Origin of the sequence: Labilithrix luteola (assembly GCF_001263205.1) — a bacterium.
Taxonomy (GTDB): Bacteria; Myxococcota_A; Polyangia; order Polyangiales; family Polyangiaceae; genus Labilithrix; species Labilithrix luteola.
This window is the reverse complement of sequence record NZ_CP012333.1, coordinates 10,983,188-10,995,851: the sequence shown is the minus strand read 5'-3', so window position 1 is coordinate 10,995,851 and position 12,664 is coordinate 10,983,188. Positions and strand designations below refer to the sequence as shown.

The 12,664-nt window shown below is 68.2% G+C and carries 8 protein-coding genes; all 8 read right to left on the bottom strand.

Annotated features, from left to right (window positions below):
* Positions 1-102: 102 nt before the first annotated feature.
* A complete protein-coding gene (locus tag AKJ09_RS47400) occupies positions 103-414 on the bottom strand; it encodes a 2Fe-2S iron-sulfur cluster-binding protein (protein WP_146654464.1) in 312 nt (103 codons plus the stop codon).
* 55 nt (positions 415-469) lie between these two features.
* Positions 470-1,714 (bottom strand): DNA methyltransferase, encoded by a 1,245-nt coding sequence (locus AKJ09_RS47395; RefSeq protein WP_146654463.1) that lies wholly within the window; start codon positions 1,712-1,714, stop codon positions 470-472.
* A complete protein-coding gene (locus AKJ09_RS47390) occupies positions 1,711-2,190 on the bottom strand; it encodes a hypothetical protein (RefSeq protein ID WP_146654462.1) in 480 nt (159 codons plus the stop codon). The genes AKJ09_RS47395 and AKJ09_RS47390 overlap by 4 nt, the downstream gene beginning before the upstream one ends.
* A 287-nt stretch (positions 2,191-2,477) precedes the next feature.
* Positions 2,478-3,167 carry an outer membrane lipoprotein periplasmic chaperone LolA gene (lolA, locus tag AKJ09_RS47385; protein WP_146654461.1) on the bottom strand — a complete coding sequence of 230 codons (690 nt, stop codon included), beginning with the start codon at positions 3,165-3,167 and terminating at the stop codon, positions 2,478-2,480.
* A gap of 217 nt (positions 3,168-3,384) precedes the next feature.
* Positions 3,385-3,948: a crossover junction endodeoxyribonuclease RuvC gene (gene ruvC / locus AKJ09_RS47380; protein WP_146654460.1), complete on the bottom strand. Its 564-nt coding sequence runs from the start codon at positions 3,946-3,948 to the stop codon at positions 3,385-3,387.
* Complete coding sequence (locus AKJ09_RS47375) at positions 3,945-4,691, bottom strand: YebC/PmpR family DNA-binding transcriptional regulator (protein WP_146654459.1); 747 nt, start codon at positions 4,689-4,691, stop codon at positions 3,945-3,947. The genes ruvC and AKJ09_RS47375 overlap by 4 nt, the downstream gene beginning before the upstream one ends.
* Positions 4,692-4,851: 160 nt before the next feature.
* Positions 4,852-8,628 (bottom strand): hypothetical protein, encoded by a 3,777-nt coding sequence (locus AKJ09_RS47370; RefSeq protein WP_146654458.1) that lies wholly within the window; start codon positions 8,626-8,628, stop codon positions 4,852-4,854.
* Complete coding sequence (locus AKJ09_RS47365; RefSeq protein ID WP_146654457.1) at positions 8,625-12,506, bottom strand: transglutaminase-like domain-containing protein; 3,882 nt, start codon at positions 12,504-12,506, stop codon at positions 8,625-8,627. The genes AKJ09_RS47370 and AKJ09_RS47365 overlap by 4 nt, the downstream gene beginning before the upstream one ends.
* Positions 12,507-12,664: the final 158 nt, after the last annotated feature.

Below are 12,664 nucleotides of genomic sequence, written 5' to 3'. Positions count from 1 at the left end.
AGGAAAATGCGCAGTTTTGCGCCTTTCCCCGCAGCTCTCGCGAACGTCTCACGAACGTTCGATACCCGGCCTATTGGAACGGCACGGGCCGTTCGCTTGGTCTCAGTAGTCGTTCTGAGCGCGAACGCGGACCGTTGCGGCGCCGGCCTTCATCTTCGCGCAGCACGCCAGGCGGAAGCGCGGCGGAGCGGCGTCGATGGCCTCGAGAACGTCGAGCTCTTCGTCCTCGGGCGGAAGCAGCGCTTCGGCGCCTTCGAGCACTTCGATGTGGCACGTGGCGCAGCTCGCGCTTCGGCACGAGAACGGAATCGGAGCCTCGTGGTCGTCGCACAGATCGGCGAGAGATCCGCCTTTGGGCGCGTCGACGGTCTTTTTGATGGATCCGTCGGCCGATTCGAACGTCACGGTGGGCATGGGGCGCCTCTTACCATGTTTTTTTCGTGTGCAAAGCGCGGTGCAACGGCAGTGCTCACCGGCGCCGGACGAGCAGCAAATGCTCGGCGCGCGGGCGGTCCCTGAAGGCGCTGGCGGTCGGACCGTGGAAGTGCGGTCGTGCTTGGGAGGCACGCGCTACGGCCGTCAAGGACCGGAAGCGCTCGACGACGTCGCCGACAATTTCGTCGGCCCAGAGCGGCTCGGCGGCGCCGCCGCGCGGGCCTGGCGCCAGTGCCGAGTCCGCGATGAGCAAGATGATCGGCGACCCGGGGCGCGTGACCCGTGCGATGGCTTCGAAGAAACGGCCGAGCTCGTCTTCCCATGCACGTCGCGCGTCGCGCGCGGAGCGGCGATCGTAGTGGCGCCGAGCTCCGAGCTCGCCTTCGGCGAAGCGCCGCGTGTCGAGGCCGAGCCAGCGCATGCGGAGGTCGTGGTGCGCAAGGTAATCGTACGTCGCGACGTAAGGCGGCGACGTGATGACGGCGTCCACCGAAGCGTCGTCCAGTTTCGACAGCGTGGTCGCATCGTCGAGCACGACGCGCGCGCGCGGAGGAGGCGAGGGCAGCAGCTTCGCGAACTCGTCGAAGCGGCGCGCGAGCTCCTCGGTCTTCTTGACGAAGAGGCGTGCGGGATAGCCTTGGCCGATGCGCTTTTCCACGGCCTCGTCCGACGTATCGCCCTTCTTCTGGCTCAACTTCACGAGGATGGAAGAGAGGACGAGCGAGAGATCGGGGCGCACCTCGGGCGGCGCTTCGGCAATCCCGGCGCGAATGCCGTCGAGCTCGAGGAGGACGTGCGGCGCGAAGATCGCCACGTCTTCCTTGGGCAACCGCCGCGTCGCTCCCGACTTCGCTTTCCGTCGCGCGTCGGCGAACGCCGCGACGCCGCGGGCAGCTTCGACGAGCGCGGCCGTGGCCTCGGCCTTGCGCGGATAAGTCTTCGAGCGCGCGAGCATGACGGCGAGCGGATTGAGATCGGTGCCGACGGCGTTGCGACCGGCGAGCATCGCTTCGATGAGGACGGTGCCCGAGCCGCAGAACGGATCGAGCACGGTTTTTCCCTCGGTCGAGAAGCCTTCGACGAGGCGGCGCACGGTGACGGGATGCGCGCGCGCAGGGTAGGCGTGGAAGCCGTGGACGTGCGCGCGATCCGGTGCGTCGGCCTCGGACGTGGGGGCCACGTCGAGCGCATGCGCCAGGACTTGTCCTTCGTCGGGGTTGCCACCGACGTCGATCTCGCCGCCGACGTTGGTGAGTGAGCGCCGCTTGCGGTCGTTCATCGCGAGCCTCGCGTTTTGCGCGCCGAATCGTCGGCGAGCTCCAGGTCCAGGTTCTGATCGAGGTCGCGGTCCATGAGTGCTGCGTCGTCTCCGCCTTTGACACGGACGCCGGCCGTGTCGAGTGTCGTACCGCGCACGCTGTAGCGCACTTCGGCGTCGTCGCCGACGTCCACGCGCGTTCGGTCGTGGACGGCGAGTCGCGTGAGTAGCGCATCTCCGCGCGATTCGTCGATCTTGAGGCGCGTGGCGAGCTCGGCGGCCGTCATTCCATGGGGGGCGCGGGCCACGACTTCTTCGGCGGCGGCGAGCATCGCCCGCTCGATCGCCTCGTCGGCTACGGACCTGGCCTTCCCGGCGTTCGCGCGCGAACGCACCGCGAGGAGCGTTGGCGCGAGCGCGACGGCGAGGAGAACGAGTTTCGCCGCGAGCGCGGCCGGCCACGCCGCGGCCAGGACGACCGCGGTGAAGACGGCCATCGAGCCGAACAACCAGCTCGCGGCTATCGAGCGGGTGGCTTTCCCTCGCGCGAGCTTGGCCTCACGAAGGGCCTGCGCCGCCGCGGTTCCGCCGAGCCCTCCGGGCGTACGCGGGCCTCCGCAGACGGCGCAAATCCAGTACGTAAGCGTGCCCGAGACGCGCGGTTCGATGCCTGCGAGCGCCCGGCAATGCGGGCAACGGTTTCCCTCACCCCACGCGTTGCCGCATCGAGCACACGTTCCGTCGGAGGTGGCGGCGGCGCCACACGCTGGGCAAGAGGACGTGGTCAGGGCTTGATCAGCTGCGTGCCGGCGGGCGGCGTGAACTTGAACATGTCGTCGTTGACCGGCACGTTGACCCTCGGGTTCTCGAAGTCGAACCGGTTACGGTTGCCTTGCCCGTCGACGATGAGGACGCGGCGCACCTGGGCCGTCTGCGAGTCGACGTAGAAGAGCACCTTCTGATAGGCGGGCGTGGGCTGCTTGGGCGTGCCCACGAGCACCTGCCCGCCAGGGAAGCCCATCGCGGCGCCGTCGTAGAGCTCGAAATTGAAGACTTCGGTGAGCTTGCCGCCGCCGACGAGGAACGAGAGCGCCGCGGGGTACTGCGACTTGTTCACGGTCTGCTCGAACATCTGCTTGTTGGCAGCTTCGTAGACCTTGAGGATGGTCCCGTCAGACACGACGCGGTTGCCGGCGGGGTTCGAGTAATCCCAGTACATCTTGCCGGGCTTCGCGAACGTCACGGTGCCCTTCGACGTCTTTTTCACGTTGTGGGACTTCACGAAGAACTCCTGCGTGAAGTCGCTCGCGAACGACGTGGTGCGGTCGTAGAAGGCCTGGACCTTCGTGGCGACCTCGTTCGCCTTGGCAGCCGGGAGAGCCTGCGCGCCAGCCTGAGCGGCGCTGTCCGTCGAGACCAACGGAACGGCAACGGCAACGAGGGCGGCGAAAGCGAGGGCGGCGATGCGGCGCATGAACGGTTCTCCGGCAAAGGTACGAGAATGCGAGGAAGCTCAGGGCGGGGTTCGAACGGCCAACGGTCGAGTTCTCCGCCGTCTTCCCTAGGTTTGACGTACCAAGGCCATGCAATATTGCGGGCCAGGCGCCCGGGCAAGGATTCTCGGCAAATCGGGCTTGTCGGCGCTTGTCGACGCGACCGGCGACCGCTTTTCGCCTTCGGCTGCGCTGGCGCTACCGGGCTCGCTTGAAGGGGATGCTCGCCACGAGACCGCCACCGGCGACCCGGGCGGTCTTGGTCGTGGCGGACAGGGCGCGGCCCTGCAGGTGTGTGACCGCAATGGCCAGGGCGTCCGCGGCGTCGGAGCGCGGCGTCTCGGGGAGCCCGAGCAGGACCTTCATCATGGCCGCGACCTGGGATTTGTCGGCCCGTCCTGTCCCGGTGACGCTTCGCTTCACCCTCGTGGGGGCGTACTCGTACGCGTCGAGGCCCGCCCGCGTGCATACGAGCAAGGCGACCCCTCGCGCGTGACCGAGCTTGGCGGCCGCCTGGGCGTCCTTCGCGAAGAAGAGCGACTCGATGCTCACCTCGACCGGGGAGTGACGTCGAATCACCTCGTCGAGCGCTTGCTCGATGGCGACCAGACGCTTGCCGAGCGGGCGGTCGTCGCCGACGGCAATGACGCCGTGCGCGAGGTGGGTGAGGCGCGTGCCGATCCTCCGCACGATGCCCCACCCGAAATTCCGAGTGCCCGGATCGAGCCCGAGCACCGTGATTCCCTCGCTCTGACCTGTCACGAAAGGCGCGCCATCTCTTCGTCGGAGACGTCGAAGTCGGCGTAGACGTTCTGCACGTCGTCGTGGTCGTCGAGGACCTCGGCGAGGTTCAAACAGAGTTCTGCGTCACGGCCGGTGACGGCCTTCTTGTTCTTGGGGATGAAGCCGAGCTGCGACGCCTTCACGGCAATCTTCGCGGCTTCGAGAGCTTCGAGCACCACGTTGAGCACGTCGGGGGGCGTGGTGACCGTCCAGACTTCGCCGTCGTCGGCATAGTCTTCGGCGCCCGCGCCGACCGCCACTTCCATCAGCTGGTCTTCGTTCGCGACGCCCTTGTCGAGCGTGATGAGGCCGCGGCGGTCGAAGGCCCACGCCGCCACGCCGGCGCCGCCCAGGTTGCCGTTGTTCTTCTCGAAGATCTTGCGGATCTCGGCGACGGTGCGGTTTCGGTTGTCGGTTGCGCCTTCGACGAGGAAGAGCGTGCCGCCAGGGCCGGTGCCCTCGTAGAGGACTTCCTCGTACGCCGCGCCCTCGATCTCTCCGGTGCCGCGCTTCACGGCGTTCTTGATCGTATCGCCGGGCATCGATTGGCCCTTCGCGTCGGCGATGGCCTTGCGAAGGCGCGGGTTGTTGGCCGGCTCACCACCACCCATGCGAGCTGCGACGGTCAGCTCCTTGATGAGTTTGGTGAAGAGCTTGCCGCGCTTGGCGTCGACCGCGCCCTTCTTGTGCTTGATCGTCGCCCATTTCGAGTGGCCGCTCATTCGTCTCGCCTCGCCACCGGGTCCGCTTCGAAACCCGGTCCAAAAGTCCGGACGCGTCGAGTCGCGCCGGGGAATGCCAGGCGAACCCTAATTTAAGGGCCGAGGGAGGGCAAGCTGCCCCGAAGGCCGGAACCCCGGGGCATCGCTCGCGTGGTGGATCTCAGGGGGTCGGGGGCTTGACCCGGGTGCTCGCGCGGAACGCGTCGTCCGTGCGGTGGGCCGCGTTGACGAACTCGTCGTAGCGCTCGCGGGGGACGGTCCCGGTCGTCACGTCGAGGGTGAAATCCTCCTCGATGTTGTTGCCCTGCACGTTGATTTTTCGGCTGGCCGAAAAGAGCGGTCCTTTGCCTTCGAACGGCCCGGGCAGGCGCATGATCTGGGCCTTGGGCGGCAGTTCGACCCGCCGGCGCACGTGGTACTGGGCTGCGCGGTTGATGGCGAGCGCGTTCTCTCGCGAGGCCTGGCTCGCGTAGCTCGAGGCGAGCGTCGAGACGAACGGGCGCGGGAACACGTAGTGGACGGGGTCGATGCCCGGCAAGACCCAGGTTCGGTTGCCGGGCTTCTGCCCTTCGACCTGCGCATACGCCGGTGCCGAGAGCTCGGCGCGAATGGCGATCTGCCAGCTGCCTTCGGAAGACGAGAGCTCCACCTTCTCGACCGTGGCGAACGGCATCCAACCGAGTGCGATGCCGCGCAGGGCGCGCTGGCGTTCGGCGCCGACGAGTCGGACGAGCGCCTCGGCGAGATCCTGCGAGGCGCGACCACGCAGGAGCACGGTGAGGACGCCCTTGGCATTGCCTTGGTCGTCGACCGTGAGTCGTTGATCGATCTCGTCGCGCTCCTCGTTGCTCGCCACGGCGGGCAGCGGTTCGATGCGTCCGTCCTGCCAGAGCGCGTTTCGTCCGCGTAGCTCGGGCGAGATGCGTCCGGCGGGGAGGGGCGGGCCGGGGACGTCGGCGTCGATCCACACGTCCGTCGTCTTGCCCGCGTCAGGGACGTGAGCGACCGCCAGCGGGTGCATGAAGCGACCGAAGTGCGGGGGGAAATTCGGGCTATCGCTGAACGGCTCGTTCTCGGCGACGACGACGTCCGCCTTCACGCCGAGCTCGTGCAGCGCGCGGACGATGAGCCACGTGCGGCTTCCTTCGTGCGTGGCGAGCATCGTGCGTGCGGTCATGTTCTGACCGCCGCGGCCGAGGTCGATGTCGGCGAGGATGTTGCCCGAGGCCTCCATCACGGCCTTGCCCGACGCAGCGACGACGGCCTCGACGAGCTCGCGCGACGGGCTCTTGCCGGCCGCGGCCTCGTGAGCCCACTTCGTGACTTCCGGATCGGACGACTCGAGTGAGGCTACGGTCTCGCGAAGACCCTTGGCGACGTCGGCCCAGGTGGTCGTCGAGAAGCTGACGCCCACGGCGCGGTCCATCTTAGGAACGCCGTACTCGAGCCGGCGGACCGCGCGGTCCTTCATGGTCCACGTGAGGACGCGCTTGCCTTGCTCGGTGCGCTCTTCGGCCTTGCCGAGCATCGGGTGGCTCCAGAGTGAGCCCTTGAGCCCTTGCGGAAGACGAAGCTCGATGCGCGCGTTGCGGACAGCGGTGCGCTCGGGCAGGAGGTCCGGCGTGTCGATGCCGATGTTGCCCATCTCAGCGGGCACGGCCCAGCCTTCGTAGATCGCTTCGACCGCGTCACCCGCTTCGAGCTGCGAGAGGTCGGCATGCGATTGCGACGCGTTCGGCGTCCGATCGGGCAGGAGGATGCGTCCGTCCTTCTTGAAGATGCGGCGGCGGAGGATGCGCATCGTGTCGCGACCGAAGAGCATCGGCGCGCCCGCTTGCGCGTTCGCCTCGACGTCGGTCGTTCCCATCACCCGACGCACGTCGAGCTGGAGGAAGTGCAGGAGCCCGCTCGCGTCGATGTCGTATTTCTCTTCGTGCGCGAGAATGGCCGTCGCCGCGTTCGCGAGGAGGGCGCCGCCCTTCTCGTCAGAGGTGACCTTTTCGGCGACGCCTTCCCATCCTGCGATGGGATCGTTGCCCGCGGCCCGCAAGACACCCGGAAGTGCCGACGGTGCGTCGCGCGCGACGACGGCGAGCTTGAGCAGGTCCGCGACGCCGCCCTTGCCCTTCACGGCATACAGCGTGGAGAGCTGGCGATCGCCGGGATTCATCGCGTCGTAGATGCGGGCGGCTCGCGCCATGTCCCCGGTCTCGAGCGCGTCCTTCGTGGAGAGCGAGAGATAGAGCTGTGGGCTCGCGAGCAGCGCACGCAGTCGTTCGAGCTCGCGTTCCGAGCCCGCGCGATCGCCTGCTGCAAGGAGCGCGTAGTGGCAGGCGAGGCTCGAGCGGTCCGACGGCGCGTGTTCGTCGCACTCGAACGCCACGAGCTCCTTGCCCGTCCTTTCACCGGCGAGGCGCGTCACGTCGAAGAGCAGCGGCGTGTTGGGAATACCCACGCGTGCCTTCTGCAGCGCCGCGTTCGCCCGGTCGTAGAGCTGCTCGGCGCCCGCGGTTCCCGCTTCGAACGCCGACACCAGGGCAGGCGAGGAGGCGACCTTGGACTTCGCGAGCGTCTTGTCGAGATCGCTGAGCGCCTCGATGCGCGCTTCCGTCCGCGCGCGCCTCACGCCTGCGAGTACGGCGTGCTCGATGATGGCCTCCCACGACGAGGGCCAGGCATCGAGCACGCGGTCGTAGGCACCGCGTGCGCGCTCGGTCGCCTTGACCATCGGCAGGTCGCGCGCCATGCGCACGGCGCGGCCGTAGGTCATGAGGAGCTCCGGAGGGGTGCTCTCCTGCGCGATTTGCGGCTCGAGGAGAGACTCGGCGGCGTGACTTTCGCGCGCCGCGAGCGCGCCGAGAGCGACGGTCAGTCGCTCGTCCACGGTCTTGGGGACGCCGGGCTGGATCATCTCGGCGCTCTTCGCCGAGACGTTCGCCTTCGAGCCCGGGAGGGGGGCGTGAGCCTTGAGCGGCTTGCCGTCCTCGTCCCACGCACCCAGCTCGAACGTGGCGAAGTCCTCGTCCATGCCGATGCGCGCGACGAGGCGAAGCGTTCCCGCGCGGTCGACGTCCACGCGTGCGAACCGCGCGACGCCCGCGTCTCCGGCGGAGTGCGGCCTCGTGATGGCGACCTTGCCACCGACGCGCAGGTTCGCGGCGTCGTCGGTGCGGAGGCCGACGCCGATGGTGCCCGCCTTGGGGACCTCGACGTCGACGACGACCTCGCGCACGCCGTTCATGTTCGTCTCGGCGTAGAGCGGCAGATGACACCCGAGCGCCTTGGCGACGACGGGCTTTACGGTCGTCGTGAAGGGGCCGGGGCCAGGGATTTCCTGAGGAACGGGGGCGTCTGCGCGATCGAGCGGACTCGGTTGATCGACGCCGCTCACGGGCGTCCACGAGACGGGCGCGAGAACCGTCGCTTCGCGCACGCATCCCGTTTCCGCGCGAAGCGTGTTCGCCGCGTTGACGTCGCCGCGGCGTTCGGCGAGTGCGAGCCGACCACGTGCCACGAGCGGCCGCGCGAACGGACCCTCGGCATGCTCCTGCACCTTGGCAAGGCGCGCATCCATCGCGCCGCCGGCCTTGGCGAGCACACTCGGCTCGATGCGGTCGACGAGCGCGCTCGACCGCGCGATGTCCGAGAAGGCTGCCACGTCACGATGGATGAGGGCATCGAGAGACGCCATGGCCACCGCGACGCTCGCGGGCTCTTCGGGCGACTGGGCCGCCACGTCGAGCGCGCGCACCCAGAGATCGACGGCCTTGACCTGATCGCCCGTGGCTTCTTCTTTGAAGGCCGCGGAGACCGGCTGAGCGAGCTTGCCCATCCCTGCCGGGCTCTTGGCGTGTTTGCCGGCGCCGCCGCAGCCGACCGAGAGCACCACGCCCAGCGAGACGAGCGCGGTGTGCGTCTTCCAGATCTTCGAGCTCATTTCTCGCCTCCGGCGGGCACGAGCCGGACTTCCTTATGCATCAGCGCGTCGACCTGCTGAATCCAACTACGCCACGAAGCGTACTTGTCGACGGGGATGAGGTGTTGGTCGAACACGACGCTCCGTTTCACGAGCAGCACGCGGGCATCCTTCGGGTCACGCGTGATTTCGATGTGCGCGCGGCCGTACGAGCTGCCGTTGGCGTCGCCGCCGGGCGGAAGCTCTCCCCACGTGAAGCCCGCGGGGGCAACGACGCGCATCGTGCGGTTCTGGTGACTCGGCGCGAGATGCGAGGGCAAGCTGACGGGCAGCGAGCGCTCGACGAGCGGCGCGAGCGAAGAGCCAAAGGTGTTGCTGGGCGAAAGCGAGAGCACGAGGTCTTTGCCTTCGCGGCGCGCGAGCCCGCGTGACTTGGCCTTGTACTTCACCGTGGCCTGACCGCCCTTGAGGTCACCCTTGAAGTCGATTTCCTTGTCGACCTCGACGGTGGGGAACCACGGCGAGACGAGCGCATCTTCGACGTGCTGTGCGCGCGCCTCGGCTTGCGACAAATTCGTGCGGAGCCAGAAGGCGCTGTCGCCCGTGTGGCGTTCGTCGCCCACGAGCTCGCCGCTTCCGTCGGCCGCGAGCGTGACGGTCCAGGAGACGTCGGCGCCGTGGTCTTCGGGCGAGGCGTTTGGCAGCTGCACGATCTCCGCGGGGCCGTCCATTCGGAGTGCCATCGCGCGTGCATCCATCGAGGGCAGGGGACCGAGGCGTGAGCCGGGGCTCGTCGCGTCGAGGTATTGACCGCCCCCCGGTCCGGGCAAGAACGCGATGCCGTGATCGAAGAGCGGCACGGCCGCGTTCTTCGCGAGCAACACCGAAGGCTGCCCGGTCAGGCGCGTCTGCACCATGACCTCCTGCGCCTCGATGCCGACCGACTTGAGCAAGGTGATGAGCAGGATCGCCTTGTCGTCGCAGTCGCCTTCGCGGCGTGCGAGCAGCTGCTGCGGGCGGTTCGGCAGCCACCACTCACCGCTCACGTAGTTGACGTAGCGGATGTCGTCGGCCACGAACTCGAAGAGCGCACGCAGCTTTTCTTCGCGCGTGGTCTTGCCCTTCGTCAGCTCGGCGGCGATACGTCGGACTTCCTCGTCAGGCTCGGTGAAGCCGCGCACGGCCTCGCCGTACCACTTCCGGAAATCTGCCCACGTGTGGAACGTCGAGCCGACGATGACCGGCGTGGTCTCCGTGAGCTGCGGGGCGAGCGGCTCTTCGGGAACGAGCATCGGCTTGTCCCAGACGAGCTGCAGCACGTGCATTCCGCGCTCGTCCTTCTCGACGCGCTTGTACGGAGCAAGCTTGTCGTGGAGGACGTCGATGTAGAGCGGGTGGCCGGGGAGCGTCTCGACCACGACCTCGTTGTAGAGGAGCGGATGGCTCGACGGCGCGCCCGCGTAGTCCATGAAGTAGTAAGGCGCGTCTCCACGACCACCGATGGCGGTGCTCGTCCACTGGCGAACGACGACCTCCACGGTGTCGCCCGGCTCGAGCTCGGGCCAGCGAATGCGCGGCCGCACGCCGTCGTTGTGCTCTTCGACGGGGAAGGCGACGCCGCCCGACTTCTTGTGGACGCGCGCGCGGAGGATCTCGGTGAGATCCCCCTCCGGGGGGATCTGCTCGAAGAGCTCCTGCTGCGTGCGCGGTGCGATGACGATCTCGCGCGCGTACTGGATGAGCTGCGAGACGCGATTGTCGGGATGCATGCGGACTGCACGCAGCCAATGGAGCTCGCGGTCCGCGACCTCGGGCGGCGTGTTGCCGACGGGGACGCCCTTGCGGCGCGCGAGGATCGTCTGGATGGGCGTGAGCCAGCGCTCGTCGTCGATCGACTCTTGCTGCTGGCCGGCCTTGCCAGCGCTCGCCCGCAGCGCGAGCTCGGCGCGGTACTTCGCGTCGCCCGGCTGCAGCTCGCGGGCGCGGCGCAGCGCGAGCATGATCTTCTGCGGCTCGGCGGCGCCCTCGGGGACCGCCGACATCTCGCGAGCGACACCGGCCCAGACTTCGGCGCGGTTCGGCGCCCAAACGGTGAGCGTACCGAAGAGACGAACGGCAACGTCGTGCGCGCCGGCATCGGTCACCTGTTTGGCGACCTCGAGCGCTTCGTCGGCGTCATCCATTCCGCCCGCGAACGCGTCGGTGGCGGCCTTCACCACCGCGTCTTTGCCGCGTGCGCTCATCGCTTCGACGAGGACTCCGCCACGGATCCCGCGTCGAGCGAGTTCTTCGGCGGCGTCGATGCACGTCTTCGCGTCACGCGTTTTGGCGACCCCCGCGAGCTCCATCACCAATGCGTCGGGGACGTGCTGCGGTGACGCGTGGAACGCGGCCTGCAGATCGCGGAAGGACTGGATTTGCAGCGACTCGACGCGAAGCGCACGGAGCGTGCGAGCGCCGAGAAGCACGGCCTCGGAGTCCTTCTTCTTGTCGAGGCCCGCGCCGCGGAACGAGGCGATGGCCCAGTCCGGCATGTCCGTGTCGAGGTGCTGCTCGACGAGCCGGCGATCGACGAACGCGGTCACCGCGGCGTCGTTCGCCTTGGTGGCGAGTGTGCGCGCGCGGTAGAGCCGGCCGCTCTTGTTCGCGCCGGTCGAGACCCACGCCGCCATGGCTACGCGATCGGCGTCGAGGTCTTTGTTCTGCAGGAGTGCATCGAGCTGACCTGGGCCGCGCGGGCTCTTCTGATCGTCGGCGCCGGCGAGCGAGCGCACGATGGCGGCGTCGAGCAGGCCGTCGCTCGTGCTCGTACCCTTGGCTTGCGCCGTGATGGTGCGGACGAGCGGAGTGACCAATTTCTGGGACTTCGTCTTGCCCCACGGGATGCTCTCGCCGCTCTTCGGTGCGAGCTCTGCGCTCGCCATCACGCGCAGGGGCGCGTTGTTCACGTCGGTGATGCGGAGGCGAACGCGGCCTTCGTCCTCCAGGGCGCCCGAGCACACCTTCGCGTAGACGAGGTGCGGCCCTGCCGTTGCGTCGACGCGTGCCGCGAGTCGATCGATGAGACCGCGAGCATTAACGTCGTCGCTCTTCGCGATGTCGACGCCGTCGAATGCGAGGCGCGCCTGACCCGAAGCCGCGAGGTGGACGACGATGGGCCTCGCCGTGTCGAGCTGGATCTTCGAAGCCACGAAGGAGCAGCTCTCCTTCCGCGGGTGGACGAAGAGATCGAGCGGAATGCCTCTCGCCTGCGCGAAGGTGTACGGCACCCCACGCCAGCCGACATCGACCGTTCCCCAGGAATAGCTGGTGCGTGGATCGCTGAAGGTCGCTGCGGTTGCTCCCTTTGCCTCGGGACCATCGTGGGCGTCGAGCCCGCCGCCCGTGTCACGGAACGGACCGAGCACGGCCACGTCGGTGAGGATGCCGGCAGCGCGCGCCTTCTCCGCGCCCTCGGGTCGTCCTTCGTCCGCAGCCATCGCGCGTGCGACCGTCATCGCCTCGCTGCGAACCTCAGCCGAGACATTCGCAGCGTTGGCGATCTCGTTCACGGCGCGTTCGGCGACACCTTCGCTCGCGCGGTCGGCGATGGCGGTGATGACGCTGAGCGCCGCCATCGCGTCCGCCTCCGACTTGCTGGCGAGAGCCCGCCGCTTCTGGACGTCGACGGTCGCGTCGGGCGTCTCGCCCGTGAACCGTTCGGAGGCATCGGCCTTCGCCGTCGTGCCGGTCGAGGCCCCCGCGGCGCTGGTCGGCGCTTCGCCCCATGCCGTGTGAACGGCCGTGGTCGGCACCGAGGCTGCGAGGGCGGTGACGAGCGCGAGCCAAACGCCCCGCTTGTCCGCGCCGAGTAGGCCACCTCGTCGCTTCGGTCCCACACCCCGCTTCCAAGCGCTCATTTGGTCACGCACTGTACTCGGATTTCCGTGGAGTTAGGCCCGTCAACCAAGAGGCGTCCTTGCTTCTTCCGAGAGATGAGACAGACTGCGCACGGGAGCAGTCACACGTTGTCCGACATTGTCTCCGGGTGAGAGCGTTCTCACCTCGTTGATCTTCC

Bases quoted from the DNA above. Each gene is read 5' to 3' on its own strand.
- AKJ09_RS47400 (WP_146654464.1), bottom strand. From the start codon at position 414: ATGCCCACCGTGACGTTCGAATCGGCCGACGGATCCATCAAAAAGACC.
- AKJ09_RS47395 (WP_146654463.1), bottom strand. From the start codon at position 1,714: ATGAACGACCGCAAGCGGCGCTCACTCACCAACGTCGGCGGCGAGATC.
- AKJ09_RS47390 (WP_146654462.1), bottom strand. From the start codon at position 2,190: ATGGCCGTCTTCACCGCGGTCGTCCTGGCCGCGGCGTGGCCGGCCGCG.
- lolA (WP_146654461.1), bottom strand. From the start codon at position 3,167: ATGCGCCGCATCGCCGCCCTCGCTTTCGCCGCCCTCGTTGCCGTTGCC.
- AKJ09_RS47375 (WP_146654459.1), bottom strand. From the start codon at position 4,691: ATGAGCGGCCACTCGAAATGGGCGACGATCAAGCACAAGAAGGGCGCG.
- AKJ09_RS47370 (WP_146654458.1), bottom strand. From the start codon at position 8,628: ATGAGCTCGAAGATCTGGAAGACGCACACCGCGCTCGTCTCGCTGGGC.
- AKJ09_RS47365 (WP_146654457.1), bottom strand. From the start codon at position 12,506: ATGAGCGCTTGGAAGCGGGGTGTGGGACCGAAGCGACGAGGTGGCCTA.